Here is a 16,327-nt window from a genome sequence, read left to right as displayed (position 1 = left end):
CGGAGCTATCCCTTTAAATAATGTAGCATTTCGGATCAATAACAAAAGACCTGTTATTGCCATGGAAATCAGGCATATACCCAAAAATCGTGAGAGATATGATCAAATAATCTTACTGTTAACGGCATAAGAAAGCGCCTCTATTATATTACTTACCTCCAAACGCTCAAAAATTCGCCTTCTGTAGTACTTAACTGTATCAGGAGCAACAAATATCTTTTCCGCAATTTGGTTGATCGTTAACCCTTGTGCGTATAGGTGCAGTATTTCTATTTCCCTTTTCGTGAGTTTTGGTTTCTCTGATTTACGCCAAACATTGTTGCTTAGATCCAGTTTCCATATTTCATCAGAGCCTTGTTTGTATATACAAATATTGCCGGCATTTTTATGATGCGAAATAGAAACGATGCACATTGCTTTCCACATCTTTTTATCACTTGTTAGAAACAATGGAGTAAGTTTATGATTAATAAGAATATGCTTGCCATTTTTATTCACCAAATGGAAATCATAACTTATGCTATACTTCTTTTTCTCATCACCTGGCAACCTTTTAAAGAAATCAAATCCTGCTTCATTTATCAGGTTTAACATTTCCAAATCACTTTCAGGAACATTTTTAAAATAAAACTCATAGCCTAAATTCAGCACTTCTTCGGGTGAATATCCACATAGAAATAACGGATTTTCTGAAACGTACTCAAAAGACATATTTTCATAGTTAATTATGTACACGCTTTCGTACGTTAATCTCGCAAACGATTTTACGGCCTCCAGATAATCTTTCTGTTCAAAACGGTCCTCTTCTGATATTTTCCCTAAGTTATTCTTGGTAAGCAGGCTTGAATTAATGTGATTTTTCATTTGCACGATACTGAGAGTAAATTTACACTATAGTGTAGTCTTTGAAAATATTTTTGTATTGACTTTTGAGTAAATAACTTTTGTTTGATTTTCATTAAAAAATCGGTAATGGTAAATAAGGCCTCCTATCCTAATAATTTATAACCTTTATGCTTACTAATACGATGAATTGCAAAAACTGCGATAATACAGTCGACAACAATTTTTGTGGCAATTGTGGTCAACCTGTACAAATTAAAAGAGTTGACAAACACTATTTATTACACGAAATGTGGCATATTTTACATTTTGAAAAGGGCATATTTTATACCATAAAAGAATTGTTGATCAGGCCTGGTCAAAATGTAAGGGAATTTATCACAGAGGACAGAAGCAGGCTTGTAAAACCAATAATATTTATCATAATAACCTCATTGATATATACAGTGATAAATAATTTATTTCATATTGAAGAAGGGTATGTTAATTTTAATGGCACAAAACAATCTGCAACAACCCTAATTTTCAATTGGGTTCAAAACCATTATGGTTATGCAAATATTATAATGGGGGTATATATTGCCTTTTGGGCTAAGCTTTTTTACAGAAAGTATGATTATAATTTTTTTGAAATATTAATTCTATTATGTTTTGTGATGGGAATGGGAATGCTGATATTTTCTGTTTTTGCACTTTTTGAAGGATTAACAAAACTGAATTTAATGAAAATTTCAGGGATGATAGGTTTAACATATTGTACTTGGGCAATCGGGCAATTTTTTAATCAAAAGAAAGTGGTAAATTATCTAAAAGCACTTATTTCATATGTATTAGGAATGCTTACATTTTTTATTTCGGCAACACTTTTGGGTCTTTTTATTGACGTTTTTATAAAACACTAAATACAAAAACCAGAAAGTGAAGTAAACACTGATATCCGGACAGAGAGGTTAGCCAGCGGGCGAACGAATCTATCTTAAATTTCTTCGCCAACAGGAGCACCAATGCTTCCGCAGAATCTTCAACGCTAAGGTCAACGCTTTTAAAACTATTTTAAGAGGAGTAAGAGATACTATTTCTTCTTAGGCTTGCTAAATTATATGCTTAAGTATCTTATCCCTGAACTTTTGGACTGATCCATAGTATGGGTAGCTATTGATAAGCACAGCCTATGCCTTCAGTTATGAGATTAAAAGAAATATAATGATATACAGTGACAGGTAGAAGAATACCTATAGGAAGAGATTTAGCAATTTTAATTATTGCATATAGAAAAACACGCTGACAAGCTATTTGAGAGCGTATAAACAAAACTAAATCAAAACACCGTGGTGACCGGTGTTTTGATTTAAGCCTGGTAACAGATTACCAGCGACTTCCGCCGCCGCCGCCTCTGTTGTTATCTTTTGAGTAGCCGCCACCGCCGCCACCTCTGCTGTCTCTTGAATAGCCGCCGCCACCGCCACCGCGGTTGCCGCCTCCGTAACCACCACCGCCACCGCTGCTTCTGCGATCGCCAGGTTTTTTGTCCTCAGCCTGACTAACAGCTATTGAACGGCCGCTAACTTCTGATCCGTTTAAGCCAGAAATTGCTTTTTGAGCAGCTTCGTCATCTGACATTTCAACAAATCCAAAGCCTTTGCTTCTGCCAGACTCTCTGTCCATAATAATTTTAACGGTGGTTACTTCACCATAAGCTTCAAAAAGCTCTTTCAAATCTGCTTCCTCTAAAGAGTAAGGAAGGCTTCCTACGAATATGTTCATCAAAAAATTAGTTTAGTATGCCAAATGCCTGGCATTTTTTTTATTGTTTACATCAAATATAGAATAGATATTAATCACTTGTACATTAATTTATTAAACTATACCGTTTATTTTTAATTTTCACACAAATAGCACACCGATTTTTACTGAATTGACTGTATTTGATAATTTTTTCCATTTAAAATAAATTCATCGCCCGCCCGCATTCCTTTTAGTTTTATACCAATTGGGGATGCCGGCGATACCGCGAAGTAGCTTTTGCCGTCTAATTCTAAAATTCCTGCACTTATTGAAATGTAAAAATTGCCGTTGTTGGTTATTACAAGGCTGCCGGGTTCGGCTCTCTGAGATGTGCTTTTAATGCTTAACTGGTTAAGTACTACCATTAACTTATTGGCCTCGTTTAACTGTGCTAAGTTCCGGTTGGTTTCCTGCTGGGCCATTTCACGGCCGGTTTCGTACTTGTCGCCGGCGCTGCTTTTGGTGTCATTATTAGCCGCCTGCTGTGCCTCGGCAATTGCTTCTTCTGATGCCTTCATACGGCTTTGTACATAGGCTATGCATAACTGGTACAGCTTTTCTTTTATATCACTCATGCTTAAATTTCAATTCCAAAAGAACGAATATGAGTAAAAAAGGGGGATGATGTGCAAACAGACTAAAAAATAAAAGCCCCAGGCACTCGCTGCCCGGGGACTTTCAACCTAAACCTTATCACAATGTAAGTGTTTTGCACTTACATATATATTAACGTAATTAATTGCCTAACGTTATATCTCACTGCCAAAATTTACCAGAAAATGATAGTTTTTTCTTAGGCGGGTAATCAATAAAACAAAGCCGTGCTATATTGGTTAATGTGTAAACCATTTAACAACAATAACTTATTAATACAATATGAACTTAAAACGTACTTTCGGAGCTATACTTACCGTGTTAGGTATTATAGGATTAATTTACACAGGTGTGCAGATCATTCAGCATACGGGTGCGGCTACCACATTAATAGTAGTAGGATTGATATCTATTATCTTCTTTTTTACCGGCATCAGCCTGGTACGCGATACTAAAGACGAAGCTTAATTTATCTGTACGGGCATTTCCACTTTGTATAAAACATAGCATAACCATCTTGTTTTATATAATTTAATTGGCCCGTTTATGTACTGTCTATTTCACCAATTAAATATTGATGAAATAGCAATAAGCATAAAAAAACCTCTCATGAGCATGAGAGGTTTTATATATTAATTTAGGTTTGTAGTTAGTTCGATGGTTCTTCGTCCGTTTCGGAAGATGCGGAAAGCTCATTTTTAAATGATTCCAGCATGCGGCCCCCTTTGTAAAAAAAGCGGCTGTAATAAGCATCATCAAGGCTTGATATGGCAACACCTTTTGAAGATGCATGCGCAAACCTGTTGTTACCTAAGTAAATTCCAACGTGTGATATGCTGCGGCTGTGTATTTTAAAGAAAACCAGGTCGCCTTCTTTCAAGTCATCCTTACTAACAGGGCTAACCATGCTAAAAATATCACGCGAGCTGCGGCGGATAGTAGTATTAAACACTTCGCTGTATAATTGCTTGGTGAATGCAGAACAGTCAATCCCTTTTCTTGAGCTACCGCCAAAACGGTAAGGGGTGCCTATCCAATCGTATACAAAATGAAAAAGTTTCATGTTTGATGTCGCAGACATTGCAACACCCATTATCTGTGATAAGTAATCTTTTGCTAAACTCTCTTGCTCCGTGCTTTCGGCCGCTGGAGTTGGAATAGTTTTTGTTTGTGCCTTTGCAGCTAAAACGCTCAGGAACAATGCAATAGCAAGTGTGATTTTCTTCATTTAATCTCTTTAATTGTTGTAATTAGGACAACAAGTGTATATTAAATTGGACAGTGTGTCTATTGTTGAATACAAATCTATATATTATATTGAAACCTCCAAATTAAACATGAAATTTTTTTCATGTTCTGTAAGCTTAATAATATTAACCATTGTTAACTAAAACTATCGCATAAGTGAATTTATTGTGCAAAATTTTCAACAGGTGAATTTATTTTTCGTAGGACTATGGGTGGGGCGTAAATCCAGACGAATTTTACCAGGTGATTTTCTGCTGGGATAAACATTAAAATTGAGCAGAGTGTTTATTTATCGTTCTTGTCTTGACCATACTTTATCTGAATCCCGGTTGGGTTAAATAATCTGAATCCCGGTTGGGTTAAATAATAAACCAATTGGTTTATAAGCGTTATATTTCAATTTATGTAATATTGCCAGGCGATAATTATACTTTTTTGAAGTATTTTTTTAAAAAGAAAATTGCGTATCGGGGGCTTTTTACAACCATATAACCAACACAATTTGTCAAGTATCCAAATGAAATTTCGCTTTTCAGAAAATCAGGCTTTAGTGGCAAAAAAGCCCTGAATTCTTATTAAATAATTCTTTACAACAAATTCGTTGCAGTTTCGGTTATTTGCAGGATATAATTAGATTTGCACTTTCTCTTAGAATTGTTTTTAATAAATGAGTTCAATCGAAATAAATAAAGAGACCTACCTGATGTGGTATGAGTCTATGCTTTTAATGCGGAAGTTTGAAGAAAAAGCTGGTCAGTTATATGGTCAGCAAAAGATCCGCGGATTTTGTCACCTTTATATTGGGCAGGAAGCGGTGTTAGCCGGTGCTATGTCTGTTATGAGGCATGAAGACAGTATGATCACCGCTTATCGTGACCATGCACATGCTTTAGCCAAAGGCACAACTCCAAATGCTGTAATGGCCGAATTGTATGGTAAAGCAACCGGTTGCTCAAAAGGCAAGGGTGGTTCTATGCACATGTTTGACAAGGAAAACCATTTTTATGGCGGGCATGGTATTGTAGGCGGCCAGATACCTATGGGTGCAGGTATAGCCTTTGCCGAGCAGTATAAAGGGACAGACAATGTGAACATTGCCTACATGGGTGATGGTGCCGTACGCCAGGGTGCCTTAACAGAAACCTTTAATATGGCAGCGCTTTGGAAACTGCCTGTAATATTTGTTTGCGAGAACAATGGCTACGCCATGGGTACATCTGTAGAGCGTACCACTATACAAACTGATATTTATAAATTAGGATTGCCTTACGGTATCCCTTCATCACCTGTTGATGGTATGGATCCTGTGGCAGTGCATAACGCAATGGACGAAGCTATAGCACGCGCACGCCGCGGCGAAGGCCCAACCTTTTTGGAGATGCGTACCTACCGCTATAAAGGCCACTCAATGAGCGATCCGCAAAAGTATCGTACCAAAGAGGAGCTGGAAAGCTATAAAGCAAAAGATCCTATTGAAACAGTAAAGCTAACTATACAAAAAGAAGGTTATGCTGATGACAAATGGTTTGAAGAAATTGAAGCCAAGATAAAAGCACAGGTTGATGAGTCAGTGAAATTCGCTGAAGAATCTCCGTGGCCGGATGCGTCAGAACTTTATACTGATGTATATGTACAAAAGGATTATCCTTACATACGCGACTAATATTCCTATATTTATAAATATTAACAAAATTCATCACATTATTGTATGGCTGAAGTAGTTAAAATGCCTAAAATGAGCGATACCATGACCGAAGGGGTATTGGCTAAATGGCATAAAAAAGTTGGCGACAAGGTAAAATCGGGCGATGTTTTGGCCGAGATAGAAACTGATAAAGCCACTATGGATTTTGAATCGTACCAGGACGGCACCGTACTTTATATAGGTGTTGAAGAAGGTAACGCTGTTCCGGTTGATGCCGTTATTGCCATTTTAGGTAAAGAGGGCGAAGACTATAAAGCCGCTTTAGAAGGAGCTGCTGCCCCTGCAAAAACTGAAGAAAAACCAGTCGCTGAAGAAAAACCGGCACCGGCCGAAGATAAAAAACCTGCAGCTGCACCGGCTGCTGCAAAACCTAAAGTTGATCTTTCAAGCATCCCGGCCGCGGTTATCCGTATGCCATTGCTTAGCGATACCATGACTGAAGGCACCATTGAAAAATGGTACTTTAAAGTTGGCGATAAAGTAAAATCTGATGATGCATTAGCTGATGTGGCAACTGATAAGGCTACCATGGAAGTTGTGGGTTATGAAGAAGGTACACTTTTATACATAGGCGTTAAAGAAGGCGAAGCTGCCCAAGTTAATGGCATTATAGCCATTGTGGGTAAAGAAGGTACTGATATACAGCCACTGTTAGATAATGCTGACGGAGCTGATGGTACAGCGGAAGAAACTCCTGCTGCTGAAGCAAAAGAAACTGCACCTGCTGCAACGTCTGACGCTGCGCCAACCGCTGTTGCTACCGGTTCAACCGAAGATGACAGCCGCGTTAAAGCATCGCCGTTAGCACGTAAAATTGCTAAAGATAAAGGCATTAACTTAAATGATGTAAAAGGCAGCGCTGATGGCGGCCGCATCATCAAAAAAGATATAGAAAGCTTTACACCATCTGCAAAACCTGCAGAAACCGCTAAACCTCAAGAAGGAACAGCTGCTGCTCCTGCTGAAAAAGCACCGGTTGTATTGCCAACTTATACAGGCGAAGAGAAATTTACGGAAAGAAATGTTACGCAAATGCGTAAAGCTATCAGCCGTAGGTTATCTGAAAGCCTGTTTACCGCACCTCACTTCTACGTTACCATGTCAATAGATATGGACCAGGCAATTGCTGCCCGTAACAAAATGAACGAGGTTGCACCGGTTAAAATATCATTTAATGATTTTGTATTAAAAGCTTGCGCGGTTGCCTTAAAACAACACCCTGCTATTAACTCATCATTCCTTGGCGATAAGATCCGCACCAACGAGCATGTGCACATTGGTGTTGCCGTAGCGGTTGATGAAGGTTTATTGGTACCGGTAATTAAGTTTGCTGATGGCAAATCACTAAGCCATATCTCTACCGAAGTAAAAGAATTTGCCGGTAAAGCAAAAGCTAAAAAATTACAACCAGCAGAAATGGAGGGCTCAACCTTCACCATATCAAACTTAGGTATGTTTGGTGTTGATGAGTTCACTGCTATTATTAACACACCAAACGCTTGTATTTTGGCCGTTAGCGGTATAGCACAAGTGCCGGTTGTTAAAAATGGCGCTGTAGTACCGGGCAATGTTATGAAAGTAACCCTAAGCTGCGATCACCGTGTGGTTGATGGCGCAACTGGTGCTGCATTCCTGCAAACATTAAAATCATTACTGGAAGAACCGGTAAGGATGATGATATAGTTTTCGGGAGAAGTACGAAAAGATAAAGAACAAAAGACGAATAGCGATGGGTTTACTCACCGCTATTCGTCTTTTGTTTAAATAGCATCGCCCGCGATCCCTGTAACGTGTAGGGGAAGGTTCCAACTGCCGTAAGTTAACACCACAGGCTACGCTACAGGGTCAAATTTTAAATAATCTTAATCAGCTTAACTATTTTAAGATCCTCACTTAATTCATCCTTTGTATAAAAATACTTATTATCAAAAATGGGGAATCCATAACTATTCCAATTAATATACGCGGGTAAATAAACGTCGCCTATCTTTAAAAGTAAACCTTTATCAATCAGATTCGCGTTTTCATTATTAGCTAACTTTGCTTCCGGTGAGTCAGGACTACATGATATTTCTTGATGTTCGCCAACAGTTTTAACAGTTAGTTCTTCAACTGGTTCAGTCTTGAGTATGAATATCCTTTTAATCCAATATTTTAAGCGTCTAAAAAACATTTCAGAAGAAGAATAACGAGTATAGGTCGTGAAATAAAGGAAAGATCTAACAATATGTGCTTCGATTATCGGTTTGTGTTCGCATATCTGCTCATATCCAGTCGGGACAAAATTCCCGTGTGTTAAATCTACAGTTGCAATTATTGCTTCGTCAGATTCATTTATACTTGCAGCCCTTCGAGATGTGCAATAAATACCAATATATTGAGAGTCATACTCAAAAACGTATGATAGGAAATTATACCATATTTTAATTGGAGGATTATTAATAATGTACTTTATTAATTCTATTTGCTTATTGTTGTAAGTATAATTATTCATTTATAATCCACAATATAGTTATTAAACTGCCATGTTAATACTTGCATTCGCTATTATTGTACTTGTTTTCATTTACTTCTTTAATCGGGAGAAGAAACCGGCAGTACAGTGGCCTACACCTTTATTAAGACCGTTGCTTACCCAGCATATCGGTTACTATACTAACCTAAATGATGCGGATAAAATGGTATTTGAGCAAAAGATACAAGCCTTTTTGAAAGATGTACGCATTGAAGGCGTAGGTTTAGAGATTGACGATGCCGACCGTATTATGGTGGCATCAAGCGCGGTGATACCCATTTTTGGCTTTAAGGACTGGACATACCGCAATGTTACCAATGTACTTTTATACCCTGATACTTTTGACAGTGAATTTCAGTTTGAAGGTGGTGAAGACCGTAACATTATGGGGATGGTAGGCAGTGGTTATATGAACGGGCAGATGATACTATCGCGCAATGCGCTGGTAAAAGGTTTTTCCAAAAACTCCGGCAAAGAAAATACAGGTATTCATGAATTTGTACATCTGCTTGACAAAGTCGATGGCGCTACAGACGGTATACCTGAAGGCTTTCTGACGCATGAGTATACTGCCCCCTGGGTGAAAATGATGCATCAGGAGATACATAAAATTGAAGCCGGCCACTCCGACATTGACCTATATGCCACCACTAACGAAGCCGAATTTTTCGCGGTAGTATCTGAATACTTCTTTGAAAAGCCTGATCAGTTCCAAACCAAACACCCGGAACTGTACGAAATGCTAAGTAAAATTTTTGGACAAAAGCCGATGGCTTAATCTCACAACCCTTATGACCTTCGCCGATAAAGTAATCAATTTCAACAAGCAACTGGAATATACCGGACCCGAGCTGCCGGCTGGCATCCGTATCATGAACCCGTTTAAAGAAGAGGAACAGGCCATGCGGATCTCCGAGGAGTTTTACCGCAAGTATTACAGCGACGAAAACAAACGGCACATTATCCTGGGCATTAATCCCGGCAGGTTTGGTGGTGGGTTAACCGGTATCCCCTTTACAGATCCTAAGCGGTTACAGTCTGAATGTCACATCAACTATGAAGGCAAAATTGCGCATGAACCGTCGTCGGTATATGTATATGAGGTGATAAACGCTTATGGCGGGGTAGAGGCATTTTACAAAAAGATCTATATTAATTCTCTTAGTCCGCTTGGCTTTACTACTATTGATATAAAAGGTAAAGAGAAGAATTACAACTATTACGATAGCAAGGCGCTTTGCACCACAGTAACGCCTTTTATTATTGATAATATACAAAAGCAAATAGCCTTAGGCGTTTACACCGATACTTGTTTTTGTTTTGGTACAGGCCAGAACGAAAAGTTTATTAAAAAGCTGAACGATGAACATGGATTTTTCAATAAGATAGTAGCGCTGGAGCATCCACGGTTTATAATGCAATACAAATCCAAATCAAAGCAGGCCTATATTGACAAGTACCTGCAGGCATTTAGTGAGGTTTAATAGGAATTTGTAAAAAGTGTCATTGCTGTAAGGAGGAACGACGTGGACAACCGACCGTAGGGAGCTCATTAATTCCATAAAGAAAAATCAAACTCATTAATAATCTCGTAGCTAATGCATAAACGCTCAGCATTCGACGAGATTGCCACGCTATCGCTCGCAATGACATGTTATTGATAGTTAATATATTAAGGGTCATCCTGAGCCTGTCGAAGGACGTGCGGGGATAGTCCGCCAATGGTTCGACAGGCTCACCATGACATAGTTATTCCTCCTCTTCAATTTTCGCAAGGGCGGTTTTGCTCATCAGTCTTGCGCTTTCTGCCAGGCGTATAAACTCAGACCGGTAACCTTCAACATCGTTGCCCTTGCCTGCACGGGCTGTGGCAATAGCATGTTTGTAGGTGGAGTGCTGTTTGAATTTTGAATCGCGCAGCAGCATACCAAATTCTGCAACAGCCGATGCAAATTTAAAATCGGCTGTTGTGGCGTTAAAATCTTTAGGGGTATCCATAACCGTAACCTGGCTTAGTTTGCTTTTTGATGAAACGGGTTCTTTGTATCTGAATTTAATGGTCATCATTTCTGCTGATCCTGATGTAGCTACCGGCTTGCTATCATTTTTTTGGTATTTAAGCGCATCAACACTAACCATATAATCATCCTTAATGCCGGCAGGTACAATTTCATAAAAGGCAGTAACAGTGTGGCCGCTGCCCATATCGCCGGCATCTTTTTTATCGTTGTTAAAATCTTCTTTGTTCAACATCCGGTTCTCATAACCCAGCAACCGATAAGCTTGTACTTTGGCAGGGTTAAATTCTATCTGCAGCTTTACATCTTTAGCAACAGTGAACAAGGTGCCGCCAAATTCATTTACAAATGTTTTGCGGGCCTCGGTAATATTATCAATGTAGGCATAGTTACCATTGCCTTTATCGGCAAGGGTTTCCATTTTGCTATCCTTATAGTTCCCCATTCCATAACCTAACACCGACAGAAAAATACCGCTTTCGCGTTTCTTTTCTATCAATTTCTCCATGTCATCATCGCTTGATGCACCTACATTAAAATCGCCATCGGTAGCCAGCACTATACGGTTATTTCCGCCCTTTATCAGGTTTTCGGCAGCTATCTGGTAAGCAAGCTTTATACCTGCACCACCAGCGGTTGAGCCGCCCGCTTCTAAATTGTCTATAGCGTTATTAATAGTTTCTTTTTTGTTGCCTGCGGTAGCTGGTAATACAACACCTGCGGCACCTGCATACACCACCAGCGCTACTTTATCCTGTGGCCTTAATTGGTCAACCAGCATTTTAAGCGAAGATTTTACAAGAGGCAGCTTATTTGCCGAATTCATAGACCCGGATACATCTATCAAAAACACCAGGTTTGATGCCGGTAGCTTTTCGGTAGCTATTGTTTTAGCTTTTAAACCAATGCGCAATAAACGATGTTTTGGATTCCATGGTGCAAATGACAGTTCGGTATGTATGGCTACCGGTTCGTTATTGGTTGGGCCGGCAAGGTTGTAATTAAAGTAATTGATCATTTCCTCAATCCTTACCGCGTCGGCAGGTGGCAATTGTCCGTTATTTATAAAGCGCCTTACGTTGCTGTATGATGCCGCGTCAACATCTGTAGAGAAAGTTGACAACGGATTTGTTTTAACACTGCTAAATTCATTTTCGGCAATGCCTTTATAGCTTTCGGTATTATCTTCAACCATAAACCTTTTATCCTGAAGTGTAGAAATACCTCTTAGCTGAATGTTTGTCGAACTCCCCGGATTACCGGCATTAGTCTGAACACCTGCAAGCTGTTGTGGTATGGCCGGTTGATTTAACCTGCTAACACTTCCTGTCAGCTCTTTTTTATGTTGTGCTGCATAACCCGTAACTACAACTTCGGTCAACTGCCTGTTTGATGGTTGTAAATAAACATCCAGTTTATCCTTACTACCAATATTTACCCTTTGCTCGTTAAAGCCAATAAAGCGGAACGTTAAACTCGTTGCACCGTCGGGTACGGTTATTTGATAGGCGCCGGTGATATTTGTTTGTGTGCCGATGCTTGTACCATCAACCGTAATATTTACGCCCGGTATTGGTTGTTTATCATCATTGGAGAAAACAGTACCGCTGATAATACGGCTGTTGCCAGTTTTAAACCCGGTTAGGGCGGCAAGCATTACAATCATTAATAAAAGCTTTTCCATAATTTTTAAGGTTTTATTACATGATGCAGCGCAGATAGTATTTCCATAAACCATTTTAAAAAATTATTTTGCGGTACGCACCTAATGAGATTTTTTACCCGATCAGTTAAACCCGAAGACCTTGCAGATGATGAGCTGGTAAACAGCTATCGTACAAATGGCGATGTGGCCATACTGGGTAAACTGTATGAGCGGTACATGGGCCTTGTTTATGGCGTATGCCTAAAGTACCTAAAGGACGAGGAGCTGGCTAAGGATGCCGTGATGGGGATATTTGAAGAACTGGTAACCAAGGTTAAGCAGCATGATATTAAACAGTTTAGGGCGTGGTTATATGTGCTTAGCCGCAACCATTGTTTAATGCAGCTACGCGCTGGCAAGAAAATGGATATAGTTGTATTGGATGAGTTTATGGAATTTACACCAATTTTGCATCCTGATACTGATAGCAGGGAAGAGACCATGCAGGCACTTGAACGTTGCATGGAAAAATTAATACCGGCACAAAAACAAAGCGTAACTTTATTTTACCTTGATGAGAAGTGTTATAAAGATATAGCTGAACTAACCGGCTTTACGCTTAATGAAGTGAAAAGCTATATACAGAACGGAAAGCGCAACCTGAAAATTTGCCTGGAGAGAAACGGTGAACAATAAACGGACAAACATATCGCAGATAAGGAAGTACCTTAACGGGGAGCTTGATAGCACCGCTATGCACCGCCTGGAGCGCGAAGCACAGGACGATCCGTTTTTGATGGATGCATTGGAGGGGTTTGAAGCGGCCGGGCCAAATCAGCAGGCAAACCTTAATGAACTAAACAAACGTTTACAGCAACGGGTAAACAAGAAAGAGGCACGCATTATTCCTTTTTGGTATTGGGGGGTAGCGGCATCAATTTTAATTGTTGCAGGTATGGGTGGCCTATGGTACAAATATAATGCGGCACCACAAAAAACTTTAGTTGCCCAGGCCGATAAAACAATAATGCGGGAGCCATTACCGGTAGAGCCCGCTGAAAAAGAAAAATCAGAGCCCGAGTCTTTAGTGTTGAAGCAACCCGAATTATATGATGCAAAAAAAGCAAGGCCAATTGCGGCTGTTAAACCAAAATTAAAACGTAACCGGGTAACAGCGGAGCCTGCAAGTGAAAGTAAAGTAATTGCGGCTGCACCAGATCGGTTAAAAGAAGTTAAGGATACTGCTGATTTAAGCGAGACAGTAATGACTGGTTTAATGTCGGGAAAAAGCAAAGAATTGCTGACCGCTGATACCAAAGTAGCTATTGATACCGGTAAAAAATACCAGGTTACTTTAGAAAGCAAGGTTAAAGGTGTGCAGGTAAACCCTAATTATAATGCGCTTAAGCACCCTGTTGTAATATCAGGCGTTGTTATTGGCAAGAATGATGGTTTGCCTATCCCCGGTGTTAACATAAGGGTATTAGGTACAACCGCCGCCACCCAAACAGATGCGAACGGTAAATTTATTTTAAGTGGTGCTAAAGATAAAACAGTATCGGTAGCGTCTTTAGGCTATAAAACCGAACAGATAAATTTAAAAGGCAAAGACTCCTTAAATATCGCTTTAAGCACTGATGATAAAGCATTGAGCGAAGTTGTTGTAGTTGGCTATAATAACACCGACCGTGATATACCCCAATACAAGGCGCGTCCTAAACAAGGCTGGGGGAGTTTCAAAAAGTATCTTAAGGCAAATAGCATAATAACAGATGGCGCGGAGGGTAGTGTAAAACTTCAGTTTACCATTAACCAATATGGGCAGATAAGTGAGATCAAAATACTAAAGAGCCTTAATGCATCTGCAGATGAAAAAGCGATTGACCTGATCAAAAATGGCCCGGGTTGGTTTGGTAACACCAATAACAAATCAGAAGTTATTAAGGTGAAGGTTGATTTTCATAAACAAAAATAAGGGCTGAAGCTAAGCTTAATCAAACCGTCATCCCGAATTTATTTCGGGATCTCTCAGGACATACCGATTGTATATTCGCGAAATTGCAGGAGGGATGCTGAAATAAATTCAGCATGACGGCGGGCGGCATAAGTTATTTCTCCTCCGAGATTCTCTCGGAATTTATTCCTTATCGTATGAATTAAAAAGCGATGAGCTTTAGGCTCACCGCTTTTTAATTCATAGTATCTTAAATAAAATTACTTCTTATTCTTATCGTAAAAAGAGAATACTTTTTGCAATAACGGTGTGGTACGTGCCCCTAAATTCTGGCGGATATTCAGTTCTTCCTGGGCTATCTCTACAAATAAACCACTAATTGCTTTTTGAGTAACGTAATCGCTTATATCAGGGTTTACTTTGCTTGCAAAAGGCACTTTATTGTATGCAGCAGCAGCGTCACTATAATATTTTGTAGCGCCTACTTTATTAAGGCTGGTTTGTACAACAGGTTTAAAGCTTTCTGCTAATTGCGATGTTGTTGTACGTTTAAAATACTGCGTAGCGGCATCCTGGCTGCCCAAAAGGATATTGGTAACATCCTGTAGGGTCATTTGCTTAATGGCACTAATAAATATAGGTTTTGCTTTACCTGCGGCATCTTCGGCGGCGCGGTTAAGTGATAATATCACATTGTCGGCCAGTTTGCCTAAGCCTATGCTACGTAAGGTTTTCTCAACTTTTTGTGCCTCGGGAGGGAAAAGTATTTTTACTGCCGCATTACTAAAAAAGCCATTAACGGTTGATAGCTGATCAGAGCTTTTAGTTGTGCCCAGTTCAAGCGCTTGTTTCAGGCCATTTCCAATCTCTGATGTAGATGGGTTCGTGGTTTGTGCCGATGCTGTTTTTGCTACCTGGCTAAGCGTATCACAGCCCGAGAAAATGAGAAAGATGAACGGAATAAATAATAAGAATTTTTTCATATGGCTAATATTTGCTGCAAAGATAACATTACCAGTGGCGTACCAGCATAAATACCAGGCCGGCAATTAAAGCCGACATAGGGATGGTAATTATCCATGCCCAAACCAGGTTAATAGTAACCCCCCAGCGTACTGCCGATACACGTTTTGTAAGCCCTACACCAATAATTGAACCTGTGATAGTATGTGTGGTTGAAACAGGTATAGCTAAGCGCTCAGTAATGAACAGGGTAATAGCACCGGCAGTTTCGGCTGCTACACCCTCAAGAGGGGTGATCTTGGTGATCTTTGATCCCATGGTTTTAACGATCTTCCAACCGCCAGACATGGTACCTAATGATATAGCCGAATAACAAGCCAGCGGGATCCACTCAGGCATTGGCGCGCCGCTGTTAATGATCTTAGATGCAACCAGGGCCACATATAAAATACCCATAACTTTTTGCGCGTCATTTGTACCGTGTGCAAAGCTCAATGCCGCAGCCGATACTAATTGTAACCGTTTAAACCAACGCTCTGCAGATACAGGCTTGGCCCTTTTGCAAAGGTGAAGTATTAGTATGGTTATAAAATAGGCCATAAATAAACCTATAAATGGCGCCAATACAATGTAAGCGATAATAGTAAGTATGTAATGCGCATTAACAGCGCTAAAACCATGGGCACCTAAAAGAATTGCATTGGTAATCCCTGCACCTGCAAAGCCGCCAATTAAGGTGTGTGATGAGCTGGAAGGGATACCAAACCACCATGTTGTTAAGTTCCAGGTAATGGCGGCAATTAAACCGGCCAGTATTACATGCAGGGTTATAAATTCTTCATGAACTATTTTGGCAACGGTATTGGCAACTTTATGGTCCTTTATAAAAAAGTATGCCGCAAAATTAAATATAGCAGCCATTAATACTGCCTGGAAAGGTGTTAATACTTTAGTAGATACTATTGTAGCTATGGAGTTGGCCGCATCATGAAAGCCGTTTGTGTAATCAAAAATAAGTGCCAGGGCAACTACAAAAACAAGTAAGGTGGTAACCATC

Annotated in this window: 16 protein-coding genes; 8 read left to right on the top strand and 8 right to left on the bottom strand. The window is 39.7% G+C overall.

The annotated features are described in order from the left end of the window. Positions 1-102: 102 nt before the first annotated feature. The gene (locus tag WC743_RS15570; protein ID WP_373013263.1) at positions 103-864 is read right to left on the bottom strand and encodes a response regulator transcription factor; all 762 of its coding nucleotides are present in this window, start codon (positions 862-864) and stop codon (positions 103-105) included. 149 nt (positions 865-1,013) lie between these two features. Here WC743_RS15570 and WC743_RS15565 point away from each other — a divergent pair, with 149 nt between their 5' ends. Continuing rightward, positions 1,014-1,745 carry a DUF3667 domain-containing protein gene (locus tag WC743_RS15565; protein ID WP_373013261.1) on the top strand — a complete coding sequence of 244 codons (732 nt, stop codon included), beginning with the start codon at positions 1,014-1,016 and terminating at the stop codon, positions 1,743-1,745. Positions 1,746-2,208: 463 nt separating this feature from the next. On the opposite strand, the gene WC743_RS15560 is transcribed toward WC743_RS15565, so the two are convergent. Together WC743_RS15560 and WC743_RS15555 are read right to left on the bottom strand one after the other, a co-directional pair. Continuing rightward, positions 2,209-2,607, bottom strand: a complete 399-nt coding sequence (locus WC743_RS15560; RefSeq protein WP_373013259.1) for an RNA recognition motif domain-containing protein — start codon at positions 2,605-2,607, stop codon at positions 2,209-2,211. A 143-nt stretch (positions 2,608-2,750) separates the two neighbouring features. After that, positions 2,751-3,203, bottom strand: a complete 453-nt coding sequence (locus tag WC743_RS15555; protein ID WP_373013257.1) for a 3-oxoacyl-ACP synthase — start codon at positions 3,201-3,203, stop codon at positions 2,751-2,753. Positions 3,204-3,504: 301 nt separating this feature from the next. On the opposite strand from WC743_RS15555, the gene WC743_RS15550 reads away from it, so the two are divergent. Beyond that, complete coding sequence (locus WC743_RS15550) at positions 3,505-3,690, top strand: hypothetical protein (protein WP_373013255.1); 186 nt, start codon at positions 3,505-3,507, stop codon at positions 3,688-3,690. Between the two features lie 181 nt (positions 3,691-3,871). On the opposite strand, the gene WC743_RS15545 is transcribed toward WC743_RS15550, so the two are convergent. Then, positions 3,872-4,450: a C40 family peptidase gene (locus WC743_RS15545; RefSeq protein WP_373013253.1), complete on the bottom strand. Its 579-nt coding sequence runs from the start codon at positions 4,448-4,450 to the stop codon at positions 3,872-3,874. Positions 4,451-5,137: 687 nt separating this feature from the next. Here WC743_RS15545 and pdhA point away from each other — a divergent pair. Continuing rightward, on the top strand, positions 5,138-6,133 hold the full coding sequence (pdhA, locus tag WC743_RS15540; RefSeq protein ID WP_373013251.1) for a pyruvate dehydrogenase (acetyl-transferring) E1 component subunit alpha: 996 nt from the start codon (positions 5,138-5,140) through the stop codon (positions 6,131-6,133). Between the two features lie 45 nt (positions 6,134-6,178). Next, the gene (locus WC743_RS15535; RefSeq protein ID WP_373013249.1) at positions 6,179-7,858 is read left to right on the top strand and encodes a 2-oxo acid dehydrogenase subunit E2; all 1,680 of its coding nucleotides are present in this window, start codon (positions 6,179-6,181) and stop codon (positions 7,856-7,858) included. A 169-nt stretch (positions 7,859-8,027) separates the two neighbouring features. On the opposite strand, the gene WC743_RS15530 is transcribed toward WC743_RS15535, so the two are convergent. Next, complete coding sequence (locus tag WC743_RS15530) at positions 8,028-8,669, bottom strand: hypothetical protein (RefSeq protein WP_373013247.1); 642 nt, start codon at positions 8,667-8,669, stop codon at positions 8,028-8,030. Positions 8,670-8,700: 31 nt separating this feature from the next. On the opposite strand from WC743_RS15530, the gene WC743_RS15525 reads away from it, so the two are divergent. Beyond that, positions 8,701-9,468, top strand: coding sequence for a zinc-dependent peptidase (locus WC743_RS15525; RefSeq protein WP_373013245.1), 768 nt, complete (start codon positions 8,701-8,703; stop codon positions 9,466-9,468). A gap of 13 nt (positions 9,469-9,481) precedes the next feature. Next, positions 9,482-10,174, top strand: a complete 693-nt coding sequence (locus WC743_RS15520) for an SMUG2 DNA glycosylase family protein (RefSeq protein ID WP_373013243.1) — start codon at positions 9,482-9,484, stop codon at positions 10,172-10,174. A 265-nt stretch (positions 10,175-10,439) separates the two neighbouring features. Here the strand turns inward: WC743_RS15520 and WC743_RS15515 are convergent, their stop codons facing one another. Then, on the bottom strand, positions 10,440-12,392 hold the full coding sequence (locus tag WC743_RS15515) for a von Willebrand factor type A domain-containing protein (RefSeq protein ID WP_373013241.1): 1,953 nt from the start codon (positions 12,390-12,392) through the stop codon (positions 10,440-10,442). A gap of 84 nt (positions 12,393-12,476) precedes the next feature. Here WC743_RS15515 and WC743_RS15510 point away from each other — a divergent pair, with 84 nt between their 5' ends. Both WC743_RS15510 and WC743_RS15505 read left to right on the top strand, forming a co-directional pair. Next, on the top strand, positions 12,477-13,049 hold the full coding sequence (locus WC743_RS15510) for an RNA polymerase sigma factor (protein ID WP_373013239.1): 573 nt from the start codon (positions 12,477-12,479) through the stop codon (positions 13,047-13,049). After that, on the top strand, positions 13,039-14,328 hold the full coding sequence (locus WC743_RS15505; protein ID WP_373013237.1) for a carboxypeptidase-like regulatory domain-containing protein: 1,290 nt from the start codon (positions 13,039-13,041) through the stop codon (positions 14,326-14,328). Before WC743_RS15510 ends, WC743_RS15505 begins: the two co-directional genes overlap by 11 nt. 239 nt (positions 14,329-14,567) lie before the next feature. Here the strand turns inward: WC743_RS15505 and WC743_RS15500 are convergent, their stop codons facing one another. Both WC743_RS15500 and WC743_RS15495 read right to left on the bottom strand, forming a co-directional pair. Beyond that, positions 14,568-15,290, bottom strand: coding sequence for a DUF4197 domain-containing protein (locus WC743_RS15500; RefSeq protein ID WP_373013235.1), 723 nt, complete (start codon positions 15,288-15,290; stop codon positions 14,568-14,570). A gap of 28 nt (positions 15,291-15,318) precedes the next feature. Continuing rightward, the gene (locus WC743_RS15495) at positions 15,319-16,326 is read right to left on the bottom strand and encodes an anion permease (RefSeq protein ID WP_373013233.1); all 1,008 of its coding nucleotides are present in this window, start codon (positions 16,324-16,326) and stop codon (positions 15,319-15,321) included. Position 16,327 lies beyond the last annotated feature (1 nt).

This window comes from Mucilaginibacter sp. (assembly GCF_041660805.1).
Lineage (GTDB): Bacteria > Bacteroidota > Bacteroidia > Sphingobacteriales > Sphingobacteriaceae > Mucilaginibacter.
This window is presented reverse-complemented; position numbering and strand designations above follow the sequence as displayed.